Below are 25,922 nucleotides of genomic sequence, written 5' to 3'. Positions count from 1 at the left end.
GAGGGTCAGTCGAGGCCGCGGCGCCGAAGTAGCGGCCCGAGCTCTGCGTCGCGTCCGCGGAAGGCCCGGAAGGATTCCAGCGGATCACGGCTGTTGCCCTTGGATAACAGCTCGCTCCGGAAGAAGTCCCCGTTGGTGCGGGTGAGGCCGCCGTTGTCCTTGAACCAGTCCACCGTCTCGGCGTCCAGGACTTCGCTCCAGATGTAGGAGTAGTACCCGGCGGCGTACCCCCCGCCGGCGAAGATGTGCTGGAAATAGCCCGTCCGGTAGCGCGGCGGGATCAGGCTGTGCGCCACCCCTGCCGCGGCCAGCGCCTTCGCCTCGAACTCGACCGTGCCCGCCGGCACATCGGCGCCGTCCAGCAGGTGCCAGGCGAGGTCCAGCAGGGCGGCGCCCAGATATTCGGTGGTGCCGAAGCCCTCGCCCCAGAGCCGGGCGGCGTCGAGCCTGTCCACCACTTCCTGCGGCAGCGCCTCGCCGGTGGCGTAGTGCCGAGCGTAGTTGGACAGCACTTCCGGCCACATGATCCACATTTCGTTCACCTGCGAGGGGTACTCCACAAAGTCCCGCGGCACGGATGTGCCGGCGAACCGCGGGTAAGTGACGGCGGAGAACAGGCCGTGCAGGGCATGGCCGAACTCGTGGAACGTGGTGCGGAGCTCGTCCAGGGTCAGGAGCGTGGGTTCGCCGGCGGGCGGCTTGGAGATGTTGAGGTTGTTGATCACCACGGGCCGGGTACCGAGGAGCGAGGACTGCTCGACGAGGGAGTTCATCCAGGCCCCGCCGCGCTTGGAATCGCGCCTGTAGTAGTCGCCCAGGAACAGACCCAGTCCGGTGCCGTCCGCGTTCCTCACTTCCCAGACCCGGACGTCCGGGTGGTAGCCCTCGAGGTCGGTGCGTTTGTGGAACGTGATGCCGTAGAGGGCGTTGGCGGCGAAGAAAACGCCGTCGTTGAGGACCCGGTCCAGCTCGAAGTACGGGCGCAGGGCCTGCTCATCCACGGCGTAGCGTTCACGCTTGACCCTGGCCGAGTAGAAGGCCCAGTCCCAGGCTTCGAGCGGGTGGCTGGCGATCCCGGCCAGCGCTGCGGCTTCGGCATCGGCGTTCCGGACGGCGGCGGGGGCCAGCGTGTTCAGCATGGTCTGCACGGCCCCGAAGTCGGGGGCGGTCTGCCGGTCCACCATGAGTTCGGCGAAGTTCGCGAAGCCCAGCAGCCGGGCCTTTTCGGCGCGGAGCCTGACCATGTCCATGACCAGGTCCTGCACGTCGAGGCTGCCGCCGCCGCTGCCGCGTCCGATGGAGGCCTCGTAGAGGCGCCGGCGGACGTCACGGTTTTCCAGGGCGGCCAGGGCCGGCTGGTTGCTGGGCTGGATGAGGGTGAGCAGGAATTTGCCCGCGTGCCCGGCGGTGCGGGCGGCTTCCGCGGCGCTGGCGACGTCGTCAGCCGGCAGGCCGGCCAGCTCGGCGGAGTCGTCCAGCAGCAGCGAGGCGGACTTCATCCCTTCCTTGACGCGCTGGCCGAACGCGGTGCCCAGCGTCGCGAGCTCGGCGTTGACGGCCATGAGCCGCTCCTGGCCGGTCCCGTCCAGTGCGATGCCGGACTGGCGGAACTCCTTGAGGTACTCGTCCACCAGCCGCGCCGCCTCGCCGTCGAGCACAGCCCCGCCGTTGAGTGCAGCCTCGCCGTTGAGTGAAGCCTCGCCGTTGAGTGCAGCCTCGCCGTTGAGTGAAGCCTCGCCGTTGAGTGCAGCCTCGCCGTTGAGTGCAGCGGAGTCCAGGGCGGCGAAGCGCTCGAAGAGGCCACGATTGAGGTAGACGGCGTCCTGGTGCGCCGACAACAGCGGGGACAAGCGGGTCTCCAGCTCCATGATCGGGTCCGAGGCGTCCGCCGAGACGAGGGTGTAGAGGGCTGCCGCGGCACGGCCCAGCAGCTGGCCGGACTGCTCCATGGCCAGTGCGGTGTTCTCGAAGCTCGCGGGTTCCGGGTTGTCCACGATTGCCTGGATCTCGGCCAGTTGCTCCGCGAGACCGGCCTCGACGGCTTCGGCGTAGTGCACATCCTCGATGTCCGCGAACGGGGGCAGGCCGAACGGCAGGTTGCTGGGGCTCAGTAGGGGGTTGGTCATGAAATAACTCTTTCATGTATTGCTGCGGTTCTCAATGGACGGCTAAGCGTGTTGTGGTGGCGCCCGCCGTAGGATGCCCAGTATGGGGAATACCAACTCAACTCTTCGCGGCCGGCTGTTGGCCGTGGCCGCAGCAGCGTCGCTCGTGGCGTCCATAGCATCCTGCGGCGTCATCGCCCGGCCGGACAACGGCAGCCCGACTTCTTCAGCTGCCGCCGGCGCCACGGCAGCAACGACGCCGGCGGAGCCGCAGGCGTCGAACGGCCAGCCGCCGTCGAGCACGCCGACGCCGTCGACCGCCCCGACGCCGACCCCGACGCCGACGCCGGGCAAGGGTCCCGCCTGCCCGGCCGTCCGCTGCACCTCCGTCGTCGTCACCGGGGACATGCTGGTCCACGCCCAGCTGTGGGAGCAGGCGCGTGCCGATGCCCTCGCCACCGGGGCGAAGGGGCTCGACTTCGGCCCGCTGCTGGAGGGCCAGCGGAGGTATATCGAACGGAGCGACCTCGCGATCTGCCACCAGGAGACCCCAGTGGCCGGACCGGCCGGACCGTTCTCGGCGTATCCCTCCTTCAACGTTCCCCCGCAGATCATTACCGCGGCCCAGCAGGTGGGCTACCAGGCCTGCACAACGGCCAGCAACCACACCATCGACCGCGGGACTGCCGGACTGGTCCGCACCCTGGATGCCCTCGACGCGGCCGGGCTGCAGCACACGGGCTCATACCGGACCGAGGCCGACGCGCAGGGCGTGATGATCCTGCAGACCGCCGCGGCGAAAATCGCGGTGATCGATGCGACGTACGGGCTGAACGGACAGCTCCCGGAGGCGGCCTGGCAAGTGGACATGCTTGACCCTGACGTCATGATCGCCAAGGCGAAGAAGGCCCGGGACCAGGGCGCGGACATCGTGCTCGGCGCCATGCACGCCGGTGAAGAGTATTCGAGCGGGCCCAACGCCGAGCAGCAGAGCGTCGCCCACGCCCTCGCGGACAGCGGCCAGTTCACCATGATCTACGGCCACCACACGCATTCGGTGCTCCCGATCGAGCAGTACAAGGGGACCTGGATTGTCTACGGCCTGGGTAACGGGGTCACCGAACTTTCGCCGAACTATGTGGTGAACAACGAGGGCCTGCTGGTCCGGGCGCAGTTCAGCCAGGACGCCGCCGGAAAGTGGACCGCCTCGGACCTGGGCTGGGCGCCGTCGGTGATTGTCCGCGGACCGTACCGCTGGTGTTCCGTGGCGTCCGACGCCCCGCAGGGTCCCTGCGCCGGTGCCGCGGCCGACGCCGCCACCCGCCAGCGCACCCAGACCGTGGTGGAGTCGATGGGCGCCGCGTCGGCGGGAGCGCACGAGCTGTTGATCACGAAGGAGGGGTAGCCATGGCGCGCCTTGATCCCCTGGATGCCCTGGCCGAACGACGGCGGAATGTCGACGTGGGCGGGGCCCGGTTGGCCGTCTTCGAGTACGGCCGGCAGCCCGCTGCCGGTGTGCCGACCCTGCTGCTGGTGCACGGCTACCCCGATGACCACCGGGTGTTCCTCCCCGCCATCGCGGAGCTCGCGACGACACACCACGTGGTCGCCTACGACACGCGCAACGCAGGCGCATCCGTCATCGTCGGCAGCCCGGGGGACTTCGGCCTGGCCACGCTGGTGGACGACGTCTTTGCGGTCCTGGCCGCCGTCGGCGCCTCGGCGGTGCACCTGGTGGGCCACGACTGGGGATCGATCCAGGGCTGGGCCGCCGTGCAGGATCCGCGCGCCGCCGCGCTGATCAGCCGGTACACCAGCATTTCCGGTCCGGACCTGCGCCACTTCTCGCGCTGGGTTCGCTCCCGGTACCGGAGCCCGCGGGCCTGGCGCCAGTTGGCCGGGCAGCTGCTGCGCAGCTGGTATATCGGCGCCTTCCTGCTCCCGGTGCTGCCCGAGGCCGCCTGGCGGCTGTTCCTCACCCGGCGGTACGGTCAGGTGGCGAAGCGCGACGTCGGCGACGACCCGGTCCGCGGGCTGGCCCTCTACCGGAGCAATATGTTCGCCGCCCGGAGGTGGCCGGCGGCAGCGCGGGTGGCGATGCCGGTGCAGGTGGTGGTGCCGCGCCGTGACCCGTTCCTGTCGCCGGATCTGGTGGATGGCCTCGAAACCTGGGTGGACGACCTGACCGTGGTGCCGGTGGACGCGGGCCACTGGTGGCCGGCGACCCGGCCCGCGGAATTCGCGGCGCTGCTGCGGAACGCCGGCGCCGGGTGACGGCGGCGCCGGCGGTACACCTGCCCTGCCGGCCGGAACCGACGCCGTCCTCGACTGGAACCGATGGGGCCGCGCCAGGCGGGCGGCACGGTGGGCCGTGTGCTCGCGCGCCAGGACGGTGCAGGAGTCGTCCGGGGTCCCGGGGCGGAATAAATGTAACCGGGTGAAGCTGCCGTACTTGCGCTCCACGGCGGTCCCGATCAGGAAATCCGCCAGCGCCGGGTTCAGTACGGCTGGGGCGTGGCGAAAATGTCGGAGTGGCCGATCGTGGCGTGGCCCGGCTCCCGGCGGGCGGCAAGCCAGTCGGCGGCTTCCTCCTGTGCAACGTCCTTGGTCTCCAGCGCGGCGGCGGCGATGCCTGTGGCGAGTTCGCGCTGGAGGCCCGAGTCGTCCGGTCCGAGCAGCCAGGGTGAGGTGGCGGTGTGGACGGCGTAACCGCGCGCCGCGAGCAGCCCGGCCAGCACAGCCGAGGCCCGCGGACCGGTGGCCGGGCCGAAGCCTTTGTCCCACTGCTGATGGCTGTTGAACGCGCGGAGCACAGGCCCGTCCTGGGGGTGGACAGGCTGCCATTCCTGCCGGCCGTCGTAGCTCAGGACTGTGTAGAGCGGCAGCCCGGCCGCGCTGAGGACGGCCGTGAATAGCTCCAGCCAGGGCTCAGAAACCAGGTCGAACAGTGCGGCGGCCGTGACTAGATCCGGAGCCGGCGTTAACACCTGCGTGAGCTCGCGTGTGAGGTCAGCCTCGGCGAAGCTGACGTCGATGTGCTTGTGGTCCTTGCGCAGCCGAAGGAGGTCGCCCTCGGACCGGCTGTCGTCAGCCCAATCGACCAGGCGTTCCCGGGCCCAGGTCAAGAGCTGCGCGTCGTAGTCCACCAGCAGCCAGGACTGGTGGTCAGGCAGGAACTGCGCGGTGCCCCGCAGATTGGACCCGGAACCGCAGCCCAGATCCACCACGCTGACATGCGCGCGCGCCGCGAAATGGGCAGCCATCTGCTGTGCCAGCACCGAGTCCCGGGCCCGGTGGTCGGCCGGTTCGCGCAGGTCCAGCCACTCCGGGCTGAAGCCGCTCATGCCGCGTGCTCCGGCAGCGACCGGGCCACGGACCGCACGAGGTCAGCGACTCGACCGGCCGTGTCAGCCCAGGGCGGCAGAGTTCGACCGGCGGCCCAGGAGCGCTCCCCAAGGCCGGCGAGGCGTTGCGGAGAGGTCAGGAGCAAACGGATGGCATTGCCGAGCGCGGGCGCGTCGCCGGGCGGGACCTTGATAGCCGCTCCGGGCGGCACCGTCTCGGCAGCGGCCCCGCCGGTGGTGCAGACGATCGGCAGGCCGTGGGACATGGCCTCCGCCAACGCCATGCCGTAGCCCTCATAGAGGGAGGGCATGACGAAGAGGTCGCTGGACTGGTAGGCGGCTTCGAGCTTATCTGCCGTCAGGACACCGGCGAAAGTGACCCTGCCAACAAGGCCGTGGGCCTCGACGACGGCGGCCACGCGGGCGTGCTCGCCCGGCACCCGGTCGGTCTCGCCAACGATAGTGACGTGCCAGTCCAGATCAGTCAGCCGGGAAAGTGCCGAGGCGAGGACGCCATAGGCCTTGCGCGGCGAGACCGACCCGACGCAGAGCAGTTCCGCCCCGCGCGTGCGGCCGGAGCCTTCTGCGCGGCGCGCTGGACGTGTCCCGGGACAGGCGGTGGTGATCTTCCCGGCCGGGACGCCGTAGTCGCGAGTCAGGGTCCGGGCCGTCAAGGCGCTGGTGGCAATCACGTGCGCGGCGCGCGCCAGGGCGTGGCGTTCGGTTCCCTCAAGCAGCCGGCGTTGGTCCTCCGCCAGCCCCGGTTCCAGTGCCAGCGGATGGTGAACAAGGGCCACGAGCGGATGGCCGGTCCTTTGCCCCAATGTCTCGAGCAGCGTGTCCGGGAACGCCCCGAACGCGAGTCCGTCCACCATGACCGTGGTCCGGTCCGGAAGCGATGCGAGCCGCTGCCTGGTTTCTTCAACGTCAGTTGAGGTGGGGGAGGGCCACGAGCCTGGCAGCTGAAGGTGCTGTACCCGGATGCCGGAACCCGGCAGGTAGGCCAGGAGGCTGCGGTCGTAGGCGTATCCGCCGGTGGGCGCCGAGAGGTCGCCCGGGATGGCGAAAACCAGTTCGGTATCCGGATCGGCAACCATGGCGGACTCCATTTCGGACAAAGGAGGAGCGGCAGGCCTCAGGACGCGGCCCGCGGGACCCATGCTACCCGGATACCTCGCACAGCGCCTTGGCCGCTGCGTGCAGCCCCCGCTGTGATGTGTGAGCAGCAGCGTGCCTACGCCGCGCCCGTCACTCCCAATCCTGGGCTTCAGCGTGGCCGGCGGGCCGCGTGTTCGCGGGCGAGGGCCGCGTAGGAGTCGTCCGGTGTCCCGGGGGAGAAGGTGCCGTACTTGCGTTCGACGGCGGTCCGGATGAGGAAGTCCGCCAGCGCCGGGTTTTTGGGCAGCAGGGAGCCGTGCAGGTAACTCGCCACGATGTTCCGGTAGCGGGCGCCTTCCTGGCCGTCGTTGCTGTTGTTGCCGGTGCCCTTGGCCGTGGTTCCCAGCGGCGAAACGCCGGGGCCCAGCGTGGTCTGGCCGCTGTGGTTCTCGTAGCCCAGGACGGTGCCGAACTCGGGGGAGGACACGGAGACGTTGCCGATCAACCGCTGGTCCGTGCCGTGGGTCTCCACGTCCAGGATGCCGATTCCCGGCAGGACCGAGCCCGTCCGGGTCCTGAAGAACTTCCCGAAGAGCTGGTACAGGCCGCAGATCACCAGCATGGGCGTGCCCTCTTCCGCCAGTTCCCTGAGGGCAGGCCCCCGGGAGCGCAGATCGTCCTGGATGACCAGCTGGCCGCTATCCTGCCCGCCGCCGCCGACAACCAGATCAACATCCGCCGGGAACGCGTCTCCCACGTTGTACTCGAGCAGTTCCGGGGTATAGCCGTGCCAGCGCAGGCGCTGCGCGAGCACCAGGGCGTTGCCCCAGTCGCCGTAAATGTTCATGTCCCGCGGGTACAGCTGAAGGACACGGATGCTGCCCTTGCCGGGCGCAGCGAAGTCCTCCGGCGGCAACTCGTGGCCGAAGGAGAGCCCGGGCCCGGGCGCACTGGACGCTGTCCGCTTGGATTCGGGCTGCCTGGAATCGGGCTGCTTGGATTCGGGCTGGGGGGTCATGAGACCACCTCCACTGTGGTGATTTTGGCCAGCTCGCGGCGGATAGCCAGCATGGCTGTGTAGGTGCAGAAGATCCGCTTTGGTTTGTCCTTGGCGCCGCGGATGAAAGCGGCCAGCGCGGGTGCGATCTCGGTAATGACCGCACCGATGGCGACGTCGTCGTACTGCAGCCGCAACGCCATGTCGTAGGCGCGGGAGCCGGTCAACCCGTCCACGCCGCCCGCACGGAGGGTATCGAATTCGACGTCCCACAGCCAGGACATGTCCCGGCCGTCCGCGTAGTTGTCATTGATGGCGATCATGGTGGCGTAGCCGGCGGCCGGGAAGGATTTCAGGCCCAGCCGGAAACCGCTGGGGTTCTTGACCAGCACCAGTTCCAGCGGCAGTCCATCGACCACGAGGCTTTCACCGCGGCCGAAGGCCGGCGCCACCTTGGACAGTGCGGTGAGCAGTCCGGCCTGGTCGGTGCCTGTGCCGCGGGCGCCTGAAATCGCCCGGGCCAGGGTCAACGCGGCGGCGGCGTTGAAGATGTTGTAGACGCCGCGCAGGTTCATCGCGGTGGTGACGGTGACGCCGTCATACTCGAAGTCCGCATCGTCCGGACCGACCCGGCGCAGCACGACGTCGGCGGACGGCTTAGCGGGGGACGGCGGCACCGTGCTGCCGGGGGCCGCGCGCATCTCGTCGTCGTTGGGGAAAGTGCCCAGCAGCGAATCATCGAGGCCGAAGTAGAGGACGCCGGGTCCGGCGAGGGTGTCCGTTTTCAGCGTTTCCGCGATTCGGGCGACGCGGGGGTCCTCCCGGTTCAGCACAACAGTTTCCGTGGTTTTGGCGGCAACGTGCTGCAGCAGCTGCGCGGTCTTGTCGATTTCCCCGAAGCGGTCCAGCTGGTCCCGCAGGACGTTCAGCAGGAGGCTGTAGCGCGGCGGCACCTGGTTGACGAAGTGCACGGCGTGCGCCTCATCCAGCTCCAGCACGGCGACGTCGGCGCTCAGCCGGCCCCGCCAGTCCACCTCGCCAAGCAGGGCGGCGGCCACGCCGCGGGTGAAATTGCTGCCGGTGCGGTTGGTGAAGACCGCCAGGCCCTGGCTCTCGAGCAGCTCCACCACCATTTTGGTGGTGGTCGTCTTCCCGTTCGTACCGCTGACGACGGCGACGCCCAGCGGCAGGGAGGACAGGGTCCTGCGCATAAAGCCGGGGTCGATTTTTTCGACGACCAGCCCGGGGAGGGCAGAGCCTCCGCCCCTGAGCCGGGAGACCCGGCGGACGAGCTTGCCGAGCGGAACGCTGAAGTAAAACATGCTTTGTAATATATCCCAGCGGCGGCATGGAAGCCTGCCGGGCCGGGGTGCCGGGGGTGTTCGGGCCACTATGCTGGACCGATGACCAACCCCTCTTCTGCGCTTCCTTCCCGCGCGGGTGCAGGCCTGCGGATCGGCGTGCTGGCACTCCAGGGCGATTTTCGCGAACACCTGCACGCGGTGGAAGCAGCCGGTGCCACCGGCGTCGGCGTCCGGCGTCCCGCCGAGCTCGACGGCCTCGACGGCCTCATCATTCCCGGCGGCGAATCGACCACCATTGACAAGCTCGCCGGGATCTTCGGGCTCCGGGACCCGCTGCGCGAACGCCTCCGTGCCGGGCTGCCGGCCTACGGTTCCTGCGCTGGCATGATCCTGCTCGCGGACGAGATCACCGACCCGGCGAGGGACCTCGCCGGCAACCCGCAGCAGACCTTCGGCGGCCTGGATATTACGGTGCGCCGCAACGCCTTTGGCCGGCAGCGCGAGTCCTTCGAAACGGACCTCGACTTCAAAGGCCTGGAGTTCAGCGCCACGGAGCACGGCGTGGCCCCTGTACATGCGGTTTTCATCCGCGGGCCCTGGGTGGAGCGCGTCGGGGACGGCGTGGAGATCCTCGCCACGGTGGAACCTTCCAGGGCGTCCCACCCCGAGGCCCTGGCCGGGACGGCTAGAATTGTGGCTGTGCGCTCCGGCAAGCTGCTGGCGACCTCCTTCCACCCGGAAGTTACGGGAGAGAAGCGCGTGCACGAACTGTTTATTCGGATGATCAGAGGAGAAGCGTAAAGTATGTCAGGCCACTCCAAATGGGCGACGACCAAGCACAAGAAGGCCATCCTCGACAGCCGCCGGGCCAAGTCGTTCGCCAAGCTGATCAAGAACATCGAAGTGGCCGCCCGGATGGGAGGCCCGGATCTTGCCGGCAACCCGGGCCTGGAACTGGCCGTCACGAAGGCCAAGAAGACCTCGGTTCCCGCTGACAACATCGACCGCGCCATCAAGCGCGGCGCCGGCCTCACCGGCGAAGTGGTGGACTACACCGAGATCATGTACGAGTGCCGCGGGCCGCAGGGCTCCGCGCTGCTGATCGAGTGCCTCACGGACAACAAGAACCGTGCCGCCTCGGAAGTCCGCCTCGCCATCTCCCGCAACGGCGGCACCATCGCCGATCCCGGGTCGGTCAGCTACCTCTTCTCCCGCAAGGGTGTTGTGTCGCTGCCGAAGAACGGCCTGACCGAGGACGATGTCCTGATGGCCGTGCTCGACGCCGGCGCCGAGGAAGTCAAGGACCACGGTGACAGCTTCGAGATCCACTCCGAACCGACCGACCTCCAGGCCCTCCGCGATGCGCTCAAGGACGCCGGCATCGAGTACGAGTCCGACGAAGCCGAGTTCGTGCCCTCCATGGAGGTTCCGCTGGACCTCGAGGGTGCCAAAAAATTCATGAAGCTCGTGGACGCGCTGGAAGAACTCGACGACGTCCAGAACGTCTACAGCAACGCCGACCTCAGCGACGATGTACAGGCTGCACTGGGCGCCGAGTGAGCCTTCGCGTCCTTGGCGTCGATCCGGGCCTCACCCGCTGCGGGATCGGCGTCGTGGACGTCGAGCGGAACCGCCGCGCCACCCTGGTGGCGTTCGGCGTCGTCGGCACCCCTCCCGGGGAAAGCCTGGACCAGCGGCTGCTGGTCATCGCAACCTCGATCGATGAGTGGCTGGACAACTACGAACCGCACGTCCTCGCCGTCGAACGCGTGTTCTCGCAACTTAATGTCAGCACCGTGATGGGGGTCGCGCAGGCATCCGGCGTTGTGATCGCCGCGGCTGCCCGCCGCGGCATCCCGGTGGCGTTGCACACGCCGTCGGAAGTCAAGGCCGCCGTCACCGGCAGCGGAAGGTCCAACAAGGACGCCGTCACCAAACTGGTCACCAAGATCCTGCGGCTCGACGCCCCGCCCCGCCCGGCCGACGCCGCCGACGCCCTGGCGCTTGCCATCACCCACGCGTGGCGTGCCGGCAGCGGGACTTCCAACGAGGGCGCCGTCAGCACCGGACCGGGCAGCCGGGCGCTGACCCCGGCCCAGCGTGCCTGGGCGGACGCCGAGGCCAAAGCGCGGCGTTCACGCTGAATGTCCGGCGGTACCGGCGCCGAGCTTGGTAGGGTATTCGTAGATATGTTCGATAACCGGCTTTTGCCGGCCGTATTTCAGGAGCCCGGCCTTGATCAGTTTTCTCCGCGGAACCGTAGCGCACATCGGTCTTTCCTCCGCCGTGATCGACCTCAATGGTGCCGGCATGAGCGTAAACGCCACTCCGCAGACGCTCAGCAGTCTCCGCATGGGCGAGGAGGGAAAGCTTTACACCTCGCTGATCGTGCGTGAGGACTCCCTGACCCTCTTCGGCTTCGGCAGCGACGACGAACGCGAGGTCTTTGATGTGCTCCTCAGCGTCAGTGGCGTCGGCCCGCGGCTGGCCCTGGCCGTGCTGGCCGTCCACGAACCCGAAGCCATCCGCGTCGCCGCGCACTCCGGCGACGGCAAGGCGTTCACCAAGGTGCCCGGGATCGGGCCCAAGGTCGCGGGCCGGATCGTGCTGGAACTGGCAGGAAAGCTCATTCCGCACGGGACCGCAGGCGCCGCTGCCCCCGCGGCATCGTCCTCCTCGGAAGCTGTCTGGAAGCCGCAGGTGGTCGCCGCCATGACGAGCCTTGGCTGGTCCGAAAAAGATGCGGTCACCAGCATTGACAAGTCCCTCGCCGACTCTCCCGAACTCGCAGGGAAGGGCAACGTGGCCGAAATTCTGCGCGCCACCCTGCGCTGGCTAGGCCAGGACGGCGCCCGCGCCGGGAACAGGGTAGGCACCCGTGGCTGAGCCGTCGCTCGTGGCCGGGGGAGAGGAGCCCGAGGAACGCGTCATTGAGGCCGCCCTCAGGCCCAAGAACCTGCACGACTTCGTCGGCCAGCACCGGGTCCGCAAGCAGCTCTCGCTCGTACTGGAGGCCTCCCGCATGCGCGGCCGCAGCGCGGACCACGTGCTGCTCTCCGGCCCGCCTGGCCTGGGCAAGACCACGCTGTCCATGATCATTGCCGCCGAGATGAACGCCCCGCTGCGGATCAGCAGCGGCCCGGCCATCCAGCACGCCGGAGACCTGGCCGCCATTCTCTCCTCGCTCTCCGAGGGCGAGGTCCTCTTCCTCGACGAGATCCACCGGATGTCCCGGCCGGCCGAGGAAATGCTGTACATGGCGATGGAAGATTTCCGCGTCGACATCATCGTGGGCAAAGGCGCCGGCGCCACCGCCATCCCGCTCGAACTGCCGCCCTTCACCCTGGTGGGTGCCACCACCCGGGCCGGACTCCTACCTGGGCCGCTCCGCGACCGCTTCGGCTTCACCGGGCACCTCGAGTTTTACTCTGTTTCCGAACTGGAACTCGTGCTCCGGCGCTCCGCCGGTCTGCTGGACCTCAAGGTCAACTCCGCCGGTTTCAGCGAGATCGCCGGACGCTCCCGCGGCACACCCCGGATCGCCAACCGTCTTCTGCGGCGCGTGCGCGACTGGGCCCTGGTGCACGGCATCGAGCAGATCGACGCCCGTGCCGCGTCCGCGGCGCTGGACATGTATGAAGTGGACAAGCGCGGCCTCGACCGGCTGGACCGGGCAGTCCTCGAGGCGCTTATCAAGAAATTCGGCGGCGGACCGGTGGGCCTGTCCACGCTCGCGATCGCCGTCGGCGAAGAGACCGAGACGGTGGAAACCGTTGCCGAGCCGTACCTGGTCCGCGAAGGGCTGCTGGGCCGCACCCCGCGCGGCCGGATTGCCCTGGCCCCGGCGTGGACCCACCTCGGATTTGCAGTGCCGCCCGGAATCTTCAGTCAGGACCCGCTTGAGTTGTTCCAGGCCGGGGAACTTGAGCCGGACATCGCGGACGGCCGGAGCGAAGAAGCCGATCCGGAATGGATCCGTAACAGTCAGTAGCACCACCCCGTGGCCTTTTCCCTTTAGACTGGAATGACGCTCGGCACGTTCGGGTCTTTGTTTCTGTGCGCGGCCCCCGTCTGGCCGCCGTTGGCTGGGCATGGTTTTTCCGGCAGTCCTTCCGACAGGTCCACTGCCCGGGGGGCTGTCCGGGGGCGCCGGCCGCCCGGTTGGCCCGGAGCGAAGCAGACGTTGCCGATGACCAGCTATGCAAGTACAGAATGGAATTTTTCCCGTGGATCCAATAAACATCCTGCTGTTCGTCATGCTCGGACTCTTCGTCTTCACGATGTTCCGCCGCAACAAAAAGACCAAGGAGCAGGCAGCCACGCTGCAGTCGCAGTTTGCTCCGGGCGTGGAGGTCATGACGAGCTTCGGCCTGTTTGGCCGCATCGTCGAGATCGACGACGACGAGAACAAGGTCCTGCTGGAACTCTCTCCCGGCAACACCGCGACGGTGCACCGCCAGGCCGTCACCAAGATCGTTGAGCCGGTTGTTGTGGACGAGGAGCCCGCCGTGGTACCCGACGACGCATCCTCGCTGACCATCGAGAAGACGGACGGCTCGGCCCCCGTCATCGAAGCTCCCGTCAACGGAGCTCCCGTCAACGGAACTCCCGTCAACGAAACTCCCGACGAAACCCTGCGCCGCCTCAATGACGAAGGCAAGAAAGGCAGCTAGTCTGCCCTGTGAGCTATCCCGCGCAGCAACTGCTGCGGGCATCCGCCGGTGCGGGTCTCACCGACCGCACCGGCGCTCCTTGCGTCAATAGAAGAAAGATCGACAATGGCACGAACTGGCCCCAAAAACACAGCCCTCAGGGTGCTTGTCTGGCTTGGCGTAATTCTCGCCGTCCTGACTGCAGTCCTGGCGGGCGGCACCATGGCCGGCCAGGCGAGCTGGGCTCCCAAGCTCGCCCTGGACCTTGAAGGCGGCACCCAGATGATCCTGGCGCCCAAGGTTGAGGGCGGTTCGGATATCAACGAAGAGCAGCTCAACCAGGCCGTGTCGATCATCCGCCAGCGCGTGGACGGCTCGGGCGTAGCGGAAGCTGAAATCAGCACGCAGTCCGGCCGGAACGTCGTCGTCAGCCTTCCCGGTACCCCATCGAGGGAAACCCGCTCGCTGATCCAGGCATCCGCGGACATGAACTTCCGGCCAGTCATCCAGGCCGGCCCCGGCGCAGCAGTCCCCGCGGAGTCACTGACCCCGGAAGATAAGCTGCCCAAGCCCGCCGCGGAGCCCGCCAACAGCAGCGATGAGAACTGGATCACCGCCGACGTCTACAAGAAGTTCGAGACGCTCAACTGTGACACCCCCTCGCAGGACAAGCAGGAACGCTCCGACCCGGCCAAGCCGATGGTCACCTGCGAACCGGCGTCCGACAACTCGCCCGCCATCAAGTACATCCTTGGTCCGGTCGAGGTCAAGGGCTCCAACATCAAAGGTTCCACGTTCCAGCTGCAGCGCGGCGCGCAGGGAGCTGTGACCAACGAGTGGGCGGTGAACATCCAGTTCGACGACACGGGAACGGCCAAGTTCAAGGAAGTCACTGAACGCCTCTACCAGTTCTACGTCGCCGCCGGCGGCCAGAGCGGCTCGGACCCGAAGGCCCAGTTCGCCATCGTCCTAGATGACCAGGTCATCTCGGCACCGCGTTCCCTCGCCGTCATCACCGACGGCCGTCCGCAGATCACCGGCGGGTTCACCGAGCAGTCCGCGAAGGCCCTCTCCGACCAGCTCCGTTTCGGTGCCCTGCCGATCAGCTTCGAGATCCAGAGCGAACAGCAGATCTCGGCCACCCTCGGCGGGGAGCAGCTCCGGATGGGCATGCTCGCCGGCCTGATCGGCCTGCTGCTGGTGGTGGTTTACTCGCTGTTCCAGTACCGGGCGCTGGGCTTCGTCACCGTAGCCTCCCTCCTGGTGGCCGGCGCGCTGACCTACCTGGCCATCGCGATCCTGGGCTGGACCGAAAATTACCGGCTCTCACTCGCCGGCGTTGCGGGCATCATTGTGGCCATCGGCCAGACGGCGGACTCGTTCATCGTCTACTTCGAACGAATCCGTGATGAGCTCCGTGAAGGCCGCGGTCTCGTCTCGGCTGTCGAGAACGGCTGGAAGCGTGCCAAGCGCACCGTCCTGGCGTCCAAGGCGGTGAACCTGCTGGCCGCCCTGGTGCTGTACTTCGTGGCAGTGGGCAACGTCCGCGGTTTCGCCTTCACCCTCGGCCTGACCGCGATCGCCGACCTCATCGTCGTCTTTATGTTCACCCACCCCACCCTGCAGATGCTGGCCCGCACCAAGTTCTTCGGTGAAGGCCACCCGCTGTCGGGTCTGGACCCGAAGCGTCTCGGCGTTGTTCCCCTGTACCGGGGTGCAGGCCGGCTCCGCGTGCCGGAGGACCGGCCTGCGGTTGCAGTGCGCGCCAAGAACACCGGCGCCACGGCTGAAGCCGAGCGCCGATTGACCATCGCAGAACGACGGCTCGCGGAACGACAGGAACAGCTCGCTGGTTCCGCCAAGAGCCCGTCCAAGGAGGGCAAGTAAATGGCCAGTTTCGCTAATTTCGGTAACGAGCTTTACAGCGGCAAGCGCTCTTACGCCTTCGTCGCCTCCAAAAAGATCTGGTTCCTGATTGCAGCCGTCGCCGTCGCGCTCTCGATCCTGCTCCCGGTCGTCAAAGGCGGCTTCAACCTGGGCATCGAGTTCCGCGGCGGCTCGGAGTTCACTGTCTCCAACGTCAAGACGACGGATACCGCCGTCGGCGAGAAGTCAGTCGAGGACGTTGTCCCCGGCAGCATCCCCCGCGTCGCAAACGTCGCGGGCAACACCATGCGGATCCAGACGGACAAGCTCACCGACGAGGAGACACTCCGGATCAAAGAGGGCCTGACCACTGCCTACGGTGTTACGGACAACGAGGTGACCTCGACCTTCGTCGGGCCTACGTGGGGGGCCGACGTCACCAAGCAGGCCCTGCTGGGACTCGTCATCTTCGTGGTGCTCGCCGCCATCCTGATGGCGCTGTACTTCCGGACCTGGAAGATGTCACTCTCGGCGATTGTCGGCATGCTGGTGACCATGTTCATCACCGCGGGGGTGTACTCCCTCAGCGACTTCGAGGTGACGCCGTCGGCCATCATCGGCTTCCTGACGGTGCTCAGCTACTCGCTGTACGACACCGTGGTGGTGTTCGACAAGATCCGCGAAAACACCGCAGACCTGCAGGTCTCCACGCGGCTCACCTTTGGTGAGGAAGTCAACCTCGCCGTCAACCAGACCCTGGTCCGCTCCATCAACACCATGATGGTGGCCATCCTTCCGGTGGGGGCCATTCTCTTCATCGGGGCGGGGCTGCTGGGCGCCGGGACACTGCGCGACCTCTCGCTGGCCCTGTTCGTGGGCATCCTGATCGGCACGGCGGCGACGATCTTCATCGCGGCCCCGCTCTATGCCTGGCTGCGCCAGAACGAGCCTGACCTTCTCAAGCAGGCCCATCGGGTGCAGCAGCGCCGCGCAGAGACGGCGGCCAGGAACGCCTCATCGGCGACGTCCGCCACGGCCTAGCCGGCGGCGGTGCCCCTGAACGGGTACCACCTGAACCGGATCCGCGGGCCGGAGAACGTCATCCCTGACGCTCTCCGGCCCGCCGCCGTATCCCCGCCGGTTATCGAAGTATCCTGCTGCGGGAATAGACTTGAATAATTAACGGGTTGTGAGAGGTGCTCCATTGGAAGAACGTTCGACGCCGGTGCCGGCAGCACCAGCGGAAAAGGGTCCCGGCCAGGGTTCACGGACTGGTGTAGTGGTTCCCGGACGCGCCGATTCACCGGTCCCCGTTGACAGCTCGGGAGCCCGGCCCACCTTCCCCGGCCGGCGTGAACGCACCCGGTCCCGGCTCGCCCGGCTGACAGGTCGAGGTGCCCCCGCGTACTCCCCGATCCTGGAGCCGCTGCTACGGACCGTCCGGGTCAACAACCCCAAGGAAGACTTCGACCTCATCCAGCGCGCCTTCGTCGTCGCCGAACGGTGCCACCGCGGCCAGAAGCGCAAGAGCGGCGATCCGTACATCACACACCCGGTGGCCGTAGCCACCATCCTCGCCGAGCTGGGCCTCAGCGGCACCACGCTCGCCGCGGCCCTGCTGCACGACACCGTCGAGGACACCTCATATACGCTAGCCGATCTCAAGGCTGAATTCGGGCCGGAAGTCGCCATGCTGGTGGACGGCGTCACCAAGCTGGACAAAGTCAGTTTCGGCGAGGCCGCCCAGTCCGAAACCGTCCGCAAAATGGTCGTGGCAATGGCCAAGGACATCCGCGTGCTGATGATCAAGCTCGCGGACCGGCTGCACAACGCCCGCACCTGGCGGTTCGTCTCCGCGGAGTCCTCGGCGCGCAAGGCCCGCGAAACCCTCGAGATCTTCGCCCCGCTGGCCCACCGGCTCGGCATGAACACGATCAAGTGGGAACTCGAAGACCTCTCGTTCGCGGCGCTGTACCCGAAGGTTTACGAGGAAATCGTGCGGATGGTAGGGGACCGGACCCCGGAGCGCGAGAAGAACCTTAGCGTTATCCGGAACCAGATCACGGACGATTTGCGCGACGCCAAAGTCAAAGCCACCATCACCGGGCGGCCGAAGCATTACTACTCGATCTACCAGAAGATGATCGTCCGCGACAAAGACTTCGATGACATCAACGACCTGATGGGTGTCCGTGTCCTGGTGGACTCCGTCCGGGACTGTTACGCGGCCCTCGGGGCCATGCACTCCCGCTGGAACCCGCTGCCCGGCCGGTTCAAGGACTACATCGCGATGCCAAAATTCAACATGTACCAGTCGCTGCACACAACGGTGATCGGCCCTGGCGGCAAGCCGGTGGAAATCCAGATACGCACCCACGAGATGCACCGCCGCGCAGAATACGGCGTCGCCGCGCACTGGAAGTACAAGGACCAGCCGAACCGCGCGGCCGCCGGACCCGGAAGCCCGCGTGACGGCGACATGGGCTGGCTGCGGTCCCTCGTCGACTGGCAGCAGGAAACCTCCGACCCCGGCGAGTTCCTCGACTCGCTACGGTTTGAAATCAACGCCCGGGAAGTGTTCGTCTTCACACCCAAGGGCGAGGTCATGGCACTGCCCGCGGGCTCCACACCGGTGGATTTTGCCTACGCGGTCCACACCGAGGTGGGCCACCGGACCATCGGTGCCCGCGTCAACGGCAAGCTCGTTCCGCTCAACAGCGAACTGAACCACGGCGACTGGGTGGAGATCTTCACCTCCAAAGCCGAAGGCGCGGGGCCCAGCCAGGACTGGCAGCACTTCGTCAAGAGCGCCCGCGCCCGCAACAAGATCAGGCAGTGGTTCAGCAAGGAGCGCCGCGAAGAGTCGATCGACCGCGGCAAGGATCTGCTGACCAAGGCCATGCGCAAGCAGAACCTTCCGCTGCAGCGGCTTATGACGCACGATGCCCTCGCCGCGATCGCCGAGGATTTCAAATACATCGACATTTCCGGACTCTACGCGGGGGTGGGTGACGGCCACACCTCCGCCCAGTCCGTGATGGAACGCCTCGTGGAGAGCCTCGGCGGAAAAGGCACTCCGGAAGACCACCTCACCGAGGTTTCCATCCCCACCCAGGTCACGAAGGCGCGGTATTCAGATTCCGGCGTGGTGGTCCGCGGTGTGGACGACGTCTGGGTCAAGCTGGCCCGCTGCTGCACTCCCGTGCCGCCGGATCCGATCCTCGGCTTCGTCACACGAGGCTCGGGCGTCTCCGTGCACCGGACCGACTGCACCAACGTCTCGGGCCTGCTGGAGCAGCCGGACCGGATCGTGGAGGTGGACTGGGCGCCCACCCAATCGAGTGTGTTCCTGGTGGAAATCCAGGTGGAGGCGCTGGACCGCAAATCCCTGCTCTCGGACGTCACCCGGATCCTCTCGGAGAACCACGTCAACATCCTGGCCGCCAGCGTGCATACGTCCACGGATCGTGTGGCAATCTCCAAGTTCGCCTTCGAGATGGGCGACCCCAAGTACCTCAGCCACGTACTCAGCGCCGTCCGCCGCATCGACGGTGTGTTCGACGTCTACCGCACAACCGGGAACCGGCGGCGCAGCTAAGGTGCACGCCAGCTAGGGCGGCTGCCCGGCCTGCGTCAGCCCGTGCTCCGTCAGCCCGTGCCGGACGGACGCGATCTTTGCCAGGGCTGCCCTCTTGTGCGGCATCCTCGGCGTGGCGTCTACGGCGAGGGTGAGCAGCCGCAGTCCCAGGCCAAGCTCCGGGCGGCCCAGAAGGGCGCCCAGCGCCGGCACGGCGCGTTCGGCGTCCACATGCAGCGCGATGTCCACGGCGGTCCGCAGCGGAGTGGAGACCATCAGCCCGCCCAGGCTCACGACGTCGAACGGTCCGAGCCGCACTTCGTGGAAGGAGCAGCCGCGCGTGGTTCTCAGGCCGGAGATTCTCCGGCTGGCATCGACCAGCAGGGCGAGACGGTCCGGCTCCGGAGCGCAGCCAAAAATCCAGGCCGCCGTCATCCTACCGGCCACCACCCGCTGGCGGATTCCCGGCCGGATCAGGACGGCGGCGGCGCGGGCCCGGAGATGCGGGGTGGGCAGGGTCCCGGGCGGCAGGTAGCCGTGCTGGTAGAGCTGCGTCAGCACGCCGTCGGACGCCATGGCCTGCAGCTCAGGCCAGGAGAACAACGCACCGGGGGAGTAGAGCTCGCCGGGCGGCGGATCTGGCGCAGCGGTAAGGGCCGGGCGGACAGCCGTGCCGCGTGGTGGCAAGGTGCCGGGAGCTCGATGGGCGCCAGAAGTGGCGGGAGGGGCGGGGGAACCGGGCGTGAGGGCCATTTAGCCATCGTGCCGCGCCCGGGGCCAACAAAACAGGCCCCGTCCCGGTCATGTGGATAACCGGATCGGAGCCTGCGGATGGTGAAGGAGAGGCTGTCAGGAGAGCTCGCTTGCGGACTTCTCGAGCTGCTCCAGCCATGCCTCGCGGGCTTCGAGTGCTTCCCTGGCGGCCTTGATCCTGCGCTGGTCCCCTGCCGTCTCGGCCTTGGCAAGGTCGTCCCGGAGTCCGGCGATTGCCGATTCCAGCTGGGTCAGCGCGCTGTTGGTGCGGGCCTTTGTCTCCGGGTTGGACCGCTTCCAGTTCTCATCCTCGGCGTGACGGACTGCGTCCTCGACTTTACGAAGCCCTGCCTCGGTCCGGCCCATCTCGGCGCGCGGCACCTTGCCGGCCTCTTCCCAGCGGTCGCGGATGGACTGCAGCGCCTTCTTCGCGGCTGCGAGGTCCTTGACGGGCAGCAGTTCAGCGGCTTCCACCAGCAGTGCTTCTTTCACCACGAGGTTCGCGCCGAATTCCTGGTCGATCTCGTCGTTGGCCGTCTGGCGGTGGGTGAAGAAGACGTCCTGCGCGGCGCGGAAGCGCGCCCAGAGCGCGTCATCGTCCTTGCGGCTGGCGCGGGGTGAGGCCTTCCACTGGTCCATCAGGCGGCGGTACTCGCCGGCCGCGAAGCCCCAGTCGGTCGAGGTGGAGAGGGCTTCCGCCTCGGTGATCAGCTTTTCCTTGGCGGCCTTGGCCACGGAGTTGTTGCTGTCCAGCTGGGAGAAGTAGGCGCGGCGGTGCCGGTCAAATACCGTGCGGGCTGCGCGGAACCGCTTCCAGAGGGCGTCCTCGTTGCTGCGGCCGAGCCGGACCCCGCTTTTCTGTGCGGTCTTCCAGCTTTCGAAGAGCTCATTCATCCGGGCGCTGGAGGTCTTCCACTGGATCTGCGCCGGATCGTGCCCGGCGATCTCCTCGGCCTCGGCCACGATTGCCTCGCGGGCCGCCAGTTCGGCGGCGCGGACAGCGTCATGTTCGGCCTTCTCAGCCTTTTCGAGCTCGTCAATCTGCGTGGCGAGTGCGTCCAGGCGGGTCTCGGCGGAGCGAAGATCGCCCACCATGTTCCGCTCGGCGAGCTGTTCGCGCAGGTGGGTGACGGTCTTCTGCATGTCAGTGCTGGGAGCCTTGGAGCTTACCCGCTGTTCGAGAAGGACGATTTGCGCGACGACGTCGTCGTACTTGCGCGCGAAGTAGCCGAGGGCTTCCTCATCGCTGACATCCGGGTACTGGCCAACGGGGTATTCGGTGCCGTCCACGGTCAGGAACACATGGCCGTCGCCTTCGACGCGGCCCCAGCGGGCGGCTTCGGCGAGCGAGGCAGCCGAGGACACGGGCGCCGGTGGGGCAGCGGCGGCGGCCGGCGCAGGCATTGCCTTGGGCCGGGCGGCGAACGCTGCCGGTGACGGGGCGGGGCGCGCGGGAGCGGCGGGTGCTGGTTGCCCGGCCGGCGGAGCCTCTTCGGTGCCGGGTGCTGCGCCCGTCGCGGGCCTGGCGGGAGCCACCGTCTCGGGAACGGCTTCCGCCACCGGAGCCGCGGGAGCCACCGTCTCGGGAACGGCCTCCGCCACCGGAGCCGCGGGAACCTCTGCCTGGGTGTCTGTGTCTGTGTCTGTGGGAGCGTCTGCCGCCGGTGCCTTCGCCTGTTCTGTGGCCTGTTCTAGGAACCCGGCATCGGCTTCGGTCTCGTGGGCAGCTGCTGCTGACACTGTTTCGTCGGATTTCTGACTGTCTGTCACCGCTAGAAGTCTTTCGCTTGGAGGGAAATACCGGGGCCGCCGCCACGAGGGCAATGGCTGGCTACTTCAGAGAGAACGAGTCTATCGTGACTGGTTCAACGGGTGCGCCGTCTGTGGCGTTATCGCCCGGTTTGAGGCCGGCAGCGGCAATGGTGCCCACCACGTCGAGGCCGGAGGTCACCTTGCCCACCACCGTGTACCCGCCGGCGGCGTCTGCCGGAATAACGGTGTCCTTGTACACGATGAAGAACTGGGTTCCGTTGCCGTAGGCGTTTCCCCCCGTGCGTGCGACGGCGATGGTTCCGGCCGGGTAGCTATTGTCCGCCGGTGTGTTCTCCAGCGGGCCCCAGGTGTACGCAGCGTCACTGCCGCCGTCGCCGCCCTTGGAGCCGCACTGCAGCACCCCGAACGACTCGGCCGTGGTGAGCCGGTGGCAGCTGAGGCCCGCGTAAAAGCCCTGGTCCGCGAGGGACTTGAAGACGGCTGTCGCCTGCGGGGCCTTCGTACCGTCCAGTTCGACGCCGAGCGCGCCGCTGCTGAGCTTGAGCTCGCCGGTGAGGGTCTTGCCGGCCGCGGTCTCCGGCTTGGGGATGTTCTCGCCGTTGCCCGGGCTGGCCGGGGGACTGGCCGACGGCGTGGCGGACGGGGAGGTCAGTCCGGCCTGCGTGGCCGCGTATTCATCCTCCGTGGGGTTGGAGGAGAAAACCGTCAGCTGGAGGACGAGGGCGGCCACGATGGCGGCCGTTCCCGCACCAACCGCGAGGACGTTGTCGCGCTTGCGGCGCTTGTCCTGCTCGCCGCGCAGCTCGCGCTTGGCTTCCATTTGCTGGACGCGCCGCTTGGCGTCGCGAGCGCTCCGTGAACTGGCCGCCAAAGATCCTCCTGGTTGTAGGGCCGACACCGGAACGGGCGCAGGGCGCCGTCGGAGGTTCAGCTGTAAATCTGCCGGCAATCCTGCAGTGCCCGGCCGCATTAGAGAAGCACGCGACGAAAGCATAAACTGACTGCCGCACACAGTTTATGCACGACTGGCCGGTCTGCCGCCTATCTGCTCACCGTTTCGGACAGCCTGTTTCGGAACAGCTTGCGGCGAAATTGCCCCGGCCGGCGTTACCTGAGGAGAGAATTCCACCATGGCACGCACCGCCTCCCTGTCCGGATTCCCCGAGTGGCTTCCCGAGGAACGGCTGGTGGAGCTGCATGTGCTGGACACCCTGCGCCGGATTTTTGAACTCCACGGCTTCTCCTCGATTGAAACCCGTGCCGTGGAAACGCTGGGCCAGCTGCTCCGCAAGGGCGAGGTCGACAAAGAGGTCTACGGGCTGCGCAGGCTCCAGGACGAGGAGGGCGACGGCGGCAACGCCGCGGCACCAGCCTCGGGCGATCCGCACGCCCTGGCCCTGCACTTCGACCTCACCGTGCCGTTCGCCCGCTACGTCGTGGAGAACGCCGGCTACCTTGCCTTCCCGTTCCGCCGCTACCAGATCCAGAAGGTCTGGCGCGGCGAGCGTCCGCAGGAGGGCCGCGCCCGCGAGTTCACCCAGGCGGACATCGACGTCGTGGGCGACGGCGAACTGCCGTTCCGCTACGACGTCGAGATTGCGCTGGTGATCGCCGAGGCCCTCAGCGCCCTGCCGATTCCCGACTTCCTGCTCCGGATCAACAACCGCAAGCTGGCCGAGGGCTTCTATAACGGCATCGGCCTGACCGACACCGCAGGCGTGCTGCGCAGCATCGACAAGCTCGAGAAGATCGGCCCCGCCAAGGTGGCCGAGCTGCTCAAGTCCGAGCTTGGCGCCACCGATGAACAGGCCCGGTCCGCGCTGGAGCTCGCCTCCATCCGGACCGGGGACACCTCGTTTGTGGCGGAGGTCCGGGCGCTGGGTGTCAGCAACGACCTGCTCGAGGAAGGCCTGGCCGAGCTGGAGCAGGTCATTGCGGCCGTGGTCCAGCGTGCCCCCGGCAAGGTCGTGGCGGACCTCAGCATCGCCCGCGGCCTGGACTATTACACCGGCACCGTGGTGGAAACCGTCCTGGTGGGCCACGAGCAGCTCGGCTCCATCTGCTCCGGCGGGCGCTACGACGCGCTGGCCAGCAAGGGCAGCCGCACGTTCCCCGGCGTCGGGCTCTCCATCGGAGTGACCAGGCTCGTCTCGAGGATCCTCAGCCAGAACCTCGCCAGGGCCACACGATCCGTGCCCACCGCGGTGCTGGTGGCGCTCACCACGGACGACAGCTGGGGCGGCGCGCAGGACGTCGCCGCGGCGCTGCGCAGCCGCGGCATCGCCACCGAGGTGGCCGCGAAGGCCGAGAAGTTCGGCAAGCAGATCAAGTTCGCCCACCGGCGCGGCATCCCCTTCGTCTGGTTTACCGACGAGGAAGGCAATCACCAGGTCAAGGACATCCGCTCCGGCGAGCAGGTCGACGCCGATCCAACCAGCTGGGCGCCGTCCGGGGAGGACCTGCACGTCCGCGTCCGCACGGCCTGAACCGGCCGCCACCCGGTGGCGGCCGGGCCGGCGCCACCGGGTAAACTCGAACGGGATCGTTCCCGCAGCGATCCCCTTGAACATGGGTAATGTTTTCCCTCTGTCTTCTTCAGAAAGGCGTGCTGTGCTGCGCACACATGACCTCGGATCCCTCCGCTCCGAGCACATTGGACAAACCGTAACCCTCGCCGGCTGGGTCGGCCGGCGTCGTGACCACGGTGGTGTCGCCTTCGTTGATCTCCGTGACGCATCGGGCGTCGCCCAGGTGGTGGTCCGCGAGGAAGAGATCTTCCACGGACTGCGCAACGAGTACGTGCTGCAGATCACCGGCACCGTCTCCCGGCGACCCGAGGGCAATCAGAACCCGGCGCTGGCCACCGGCGAGGTCGAGGTCATGGCCGAGAAGGTCACCATCCTCAACACCTCCGATCCGCTGCCGTTCCAGATCGACGAGCACGTCGAAGTGGGCGAGGAAGCACGCCTCAAGCACCGCTACCTGGACCTGCGCCGCCCCGGTCCCGCCCGCAACCTGCGCCTGCGCTCCGAGGCCAACCGCGTGGCCCGCGAGCTGCTCCACCGGGACGGTTTCGTCGAGATCGAAACCCCCACGCTCACGCGTTCGACGCCGGAAGGCGCCCGCGACTTCGTGGTCCCCGCCCGCCTGGCGCCGGGTTCCTGGTACGCGCTGCCGCAGTCCCCGCAGCTGTTCAAGCAGCTCCTGCAGGTGGGCGGTTTTGAAAAGTACTACCAGATCGCCCGCTGCTACCGCGATGAGGACTTCCGCGCGGACCGCCAGCCGGAGTTCACCCAGCTCGACATCGAAGCCAGCTTCGTCGAGCAGGATGACATCATCCGGCTCGGCGAGAACATCGTCAAGGCACTGTGGAAGCTGATCGACGTCGAAATCCCGACGCCCATCCAGCGCATCACGTACCACGACGCGATGGCCCGCTACGGCTCGGACAAGCCGGACCTGCGTTTCGGCGTGGAGCTCACCGAGCTCACCGGGTTCTTCAGGGACACCAACTTCGGCGTCTTCAAGGCCCCCTACGTCGGCGCCGTCGTTATGCCGGGCGGGGCCTCCCAGCCGCGCCGCACCCTGGATGGCTGGCAGGAGTTCGCCAAGCAGCGCGGGCACAAGGGACTGGCGTACGTCCTTTTCAAGGACGACGGCGAACTGGCCGGCCCCGTGGCCAAGAACCTCACCGACACTGAGCGGGCCGGACTGGCCGGCGCCGTCGGCGCCAAGCCGGGCGACTGCATCTTCTTCGCCGCGGGCGAGAAGTCCGCCGCCCGCGCCCTGCTGGGCGCCGCCCGCGTGGAGATCGGCCACCGCACCGGCCTGATCAACCCTGCGGACTGGGCCTTCGTGTGGGTTGTCGACGCCCCGATGTTCGAACCGGCTGCAGCGGCGGTCGCTTCCGGTGACGTCGCCGTCGGTGCCGGCCAGTGGACCGCCGTGCACCACGCGTTCACCTCGCCCAAGCCCGAGTTCATGGACAGCTTCGACAAGGATCCCGAATCGGCGCTGTCCTACGCCTACGACATCGTCTGCAACGGCAACGAAATTGGCGGGGGCTCCATCCGTATCCATCAGGCCGACGTCCAGGAACGGGTTTTCGAGCTGATGGGCCTGGCCAAGGAAGATGCCCAGACTAAGTTCGGTTTCCTGCTGGAGGGCTTCAAGTTCGGCGCGCCTCCGCACGGCGGCATCGCCTTCGGCTGGGACCGTGTGGTCGCCCTGATGGCCGGTGTTGAGTCCATCCGCGACGTCATCGCGTTCCCGAAGTCCGGCGGCGGTTTCGACCCGCTGACCCAGGCTCCCGCGCCGATCACGGCGCAGCAGCGCAAGGAAGCCGGCGTCGACTTCAAGCCCGAAGCCAAAGCGGCGGCGCCGAAGACAGAAGACGTCAAAAGAGCCGAGTAGGCCCAGAGGCTGCACACGAGAGGCTCCCCGGGAACCCGGG

21 protein-coding genes are annotated in these 25,922 nt (G+C 67.6%); 13 read left to right on the top strand and 8 right to left on the bottom strand.

The window, feature by feature from the left end; genetic code table 11:
* Nucleotides 1-5: 5 nt before the first annotated feature.
* Nucleotides 6-2,126: a M3 family metallopeptidase gene (locus RCH07_RS03850; protein ID WP_326966148.1), complete on the bottom strand. Its 2,121-nt coding sequence runs from the start codon at nucleotides 2,124-2,126 to the stop codon at nucleotides 6-8.
* A gap of 82 nt (nucleotides 2,127-2,208) precedes the next feature.
* Here RCH07_RS03850 and RCH07_RS03845 point away from each other — a divergent pair, with 82 nt between their 5' ends.
* Both RCH07_RS03845 and RCH07_RS03840 read left to right on the top strand, forming a co-directional pair.
* On the top strand, nucleotides 2,209-3,510 hold the full coding sequence (locus tag RCH07_RS03845; protein WP_326966147.1) for a CapA family protein: 1,302 nt from the start codon (nucleotides 2,209-2,211) through the stop codon (nucleotides 3,508-3,510).
* Nucleotides 3,511-3,512: 2 nt separating this feature from the next.
* Nucleotides 3,513-4,379 carry an alpha/beta fold hydrolase gene (locus RCH07_RS03840; RefSeq protein WP_326966146.1) on the top strand — a complete coding sequence of 289 codons (867 nt, stop codon included), beginning with the start codon at nucleotides 3,513-3,515 and terminating at the stop codon, nucleotides 4,377-4,379.
* A gap of 224 nt (nucleotides 4,380-4,603) precedes the next feature.
* On the opposite strand, the gene RCH07_RS03835 is transcribed toward RCH07_RS03840, so the two are convergent.
* The 4 genes from RCH07_RS03835 to RCH07_RS03820 all read right to left on the bottom strand — a co-directional run bounded on the left by RCH07_RS03835 (nucleotide 4,604) and on the right by RCH07_RS03820 (nucleotide 8,866).
* Entirely contained in the window at nucleotides 4,604-5,449 is an 846-nt protein-coding gene (locus RCH07_RS03835; RefSeq protein ID WP_326966145.1) for a class I SAM-dependent methyltransferase, read from the bottom strand.
* Nucleotides 5,446-6,546 (bottom strand): glycosyltransferase family 4 protein, encoded by a 1,101-nt coding sequence (locus RCH07_RS03830; protein WP_326966144.1) that lies wholly within the window; start codon nucleotides 6,544-6,546, stop codon nucleotides 5,446-5,448. The genes RCH07_RS03835 and RCH07_RS03830 overlap by 4 nt, the downstream gene beginning before the upstream one ends.
* A 170-nt stretch (nucleotides 6,547-6,716) precedes the next feature.
* On the bottom strand, nucleotides 6,717-7,565 hold the full coding sequence (locus tag RCH07_RS03825) for a type 1 glutamine amidotransferase (RefSeq protein ID WP_326966143.1): 849 nt from the start codon (nucleotides 7,563-7,565) through the stop codon (nucleotides 6,717-6,719).
* Nucleotides 7,562-8,866, bottom strand: a complete 1,305-nt coding sequence (locus RCH07_RS03820; protein WP_326966142.1) for a Mur ligase family protein — start codon at nucleotides 8,864-8,866, stop codon at nucleotides 7,562-7,564. The genes RCH07_RS03825 and RCH07_RS03820 overlap by 4 nt, the downstream gene beginning before the upstream one ends.
* Nucleotides 8,867-8,947: 81 nt before the next feature.
* Here RCH07_RS03820 and pdxT point away from each other — a divergent pair, with 81 nt between their 5' ends.
* From pdxT to RCH07_RS03775, 9 genes are all read left to right on the top strand, one after another.
* Complete coding sequence (pdxT, locus tag RCH07_RS03815; RefSeq protein WP_326966141.1) at nucleotides 8,948-9,649, top strand: pyridoxal 5'-phosphate synthase glutaminase subunit PdxT; 702 nt, start codon at nucleotides 8,948-8,950, stop codon at nucleotides 9,647-9,649.
* Nucleotides 9,650-9,652: 3 nt separating this feature from the next.
* The gene (locus RCH07_RS03810) at nucleotides 9,653-10,408 is read left to right on the top strand and encodes a YebC/PmpR family DNA-binding transcriptional regulator (protein WP_326966140.1); all 756 of its coding nucleotides are present in this window, start codon (nucleotides 9,653-9,655) and stop codon (nucleotides 10,406-10,408) included.
* Complete coding sequence (gene ruvC, locus RCH07_RS03805) at nucleotides 10,405-10,992, top strand: crossover junction endodeoxyribonuclease RuvC (RefSeq protein WP_326966139.1); 588 nt, start codon at nucleotides 10,405-10,407, stop codon at nucleotides 10,990-10,992. The genes RCH07_RS03810 and ruvC overlap by 4 nt, the downstream gene beginning before the upstream one ends.
* Nucleotides 10,993-11,083: 91 nt before the next feature.
* Nucleotides 11,084-11,734 carry a Holliday junction branch migration protein RuvA gene (gene ruvA / locus RCH07_RS03800; RefSeq protein ID WP_326966138.1) on the top strand — a complete coding sequence of 217 codons (651 nt, stop codon included), beginning with the start codon at nucleotides 11,084-11,086 and terminating at the stop codon, nucleotides 11,732-11,734.
* Nucleotides 11,727-12,839, top strand: coding sequence for a Holliday junction branch migration DNA helicase RuvB (gene ruvB, locus RCH07_RS03795; RefSeq protein WP_326966137.1), 1,113 nt, complete (start codon nucleotides 11,727-11,729; stop codon nucleotides 12,837-12,839). The genes ruvA and ruvB overlap by 8 nt, the downstream gene beginning before the upstream one ends.
* Nucleotides 12,840-13,083: 244 nt before the next feature.
* Complete coding sequence (gene yajC / locus RCH07_RS03790) at nucleotides 13,084-13,521, top strand: preprotein translocase subunit YajC (RefSeq protein ID WP_326966168.1); 438 nt, start codon at nucleotides 13,084-13,086, stop codon at nucleotides 13,519-13,521.
* A gap of 105 nt (nucleotides 13,522-13,626) precedes the next feature.
* Nucleotides 13,627-15,387, top strand: a complete 1,761-nt coding sequence (gene secD / locus RCH07_RS03785) for a protein translocase subunit SecD (RefSeq protein WP_326966136.1) — start codon at nucleotides 13,627-13,629, stop codon at nucleotides 15,385-15,387.
* Nucleotides 15,388-16,407, top strand: coding sequence for a protein translocase subunit SecF (secF, locus tag RCH07_RS03780; RefSeq protein WP_326966135.1), 1,020 nt, complete (start codon nucleotides 15,388-15,390; stop codon nucleotides 16,405-16,407).
* Nucleotides 16,408-16,570: 163 nt separating this feature from the next.
* A complete protein-coding gene (locus tag RCH07_RS03775) occupies nucleotides 16,571-18,964 on the top strand; it encodes a RelA/SpoT family protein (RefSeq protein WP_442784767.1) in 2,394 nt (797 codons plus the stop codon).
* 12 nt (nucleotides 18,965-18,976) lie between these two features.
* On the opposite strand, the gene RCH07_RS03770 is transcribed toward RCH07_RS03775, so the two are convergent.
* From RCH07_RS03770 to RCH07_RS03760, 3 genes are all read right to left on the bottom strand, one after another.
* The gene (locus RCH07_RS03770; protein WP_326966133.1) at nucleotides 18,977-19,696 is read right to left on the bottom strand and encodes a hypothetical protein; all 720 of its coding nucleotides are present in this window, start codon (nucleotides 19,694-19,696) and stop codon (nucleotides 18,977-18,979) included.
* 96 nt (nucleotides 19,697-19,792) lie between these two features.
* Complete coding sequence (locus RCH07_RS03765; protein ID WP_442784766.1) at nucleotides 19,793-21,466, bottom strand: DUF349 domain-containing protein; 1,674 nt, start codon at nucleotides 21,464-21,466, stop codon at nucleotides 19,793-19,795.
* Between the two features lie 61 nt (nucleotides 21,467-21,527).
* Complete coding sequence (locus RCH07_RS03760) at nucleotides 21,528-22,340, bottom strand: peptidylprolyl isomerase (protein ID WP_326966132.1); 813 nt, start codon at nucleotides 22,338-22,340, stop codon at nucleotides 21,528-21,530.
* Nucleotides 22,341-22,599: 259 nt separating this feature from the next.
* Between RCH07_RS03760 and hisS the strand changes: the two genes are divergently transcribed.
* Together hisS and aspS are read left to right on the top strand one after the other, a co-directional pair.
* Nucleotides 22,600-23,955, top strand: coding sequence for a histidine--tRNA ligase (gene hisS / locus RCH07_RS03755; RefSeq protein ID WP_326966131.1), 1,356 nt, complete (start codon nucleotides 22,600-22,602; stop codon nucleotides 23,953-23,955).
* Between the two features lie 124 nt (nucleotides 23,956-24,079).
* Nucleotides 24,080-25,882, top strand: coding sequence for an aspartate--tRNA ligase (gene aspS, locus RCH07_RS03750; RefSeq protein ID WP_326966130.1), 1,803 nt, complete (start codon nucleotides 24,080-24,082; stop codon nucleotides 25,880-25,882).
* Nucleotides 25,883-25,922 lie beyond the last annotated feature (40 nt).

Source organism: Arthrobacter sp. CG_A4, assembly GCF_035985125.1.
In the GTDB taxonomy this organism is placed as follows: Bacteria; Actinomycetota; Actinomycetes; order Actinomycetales; family Micrococcaceae; genus Arthrobacter.
Note: the sequence above shows the minus strand (reverse complement) of the source record. Positions and strands in the feature narration are given on the sequence as shown.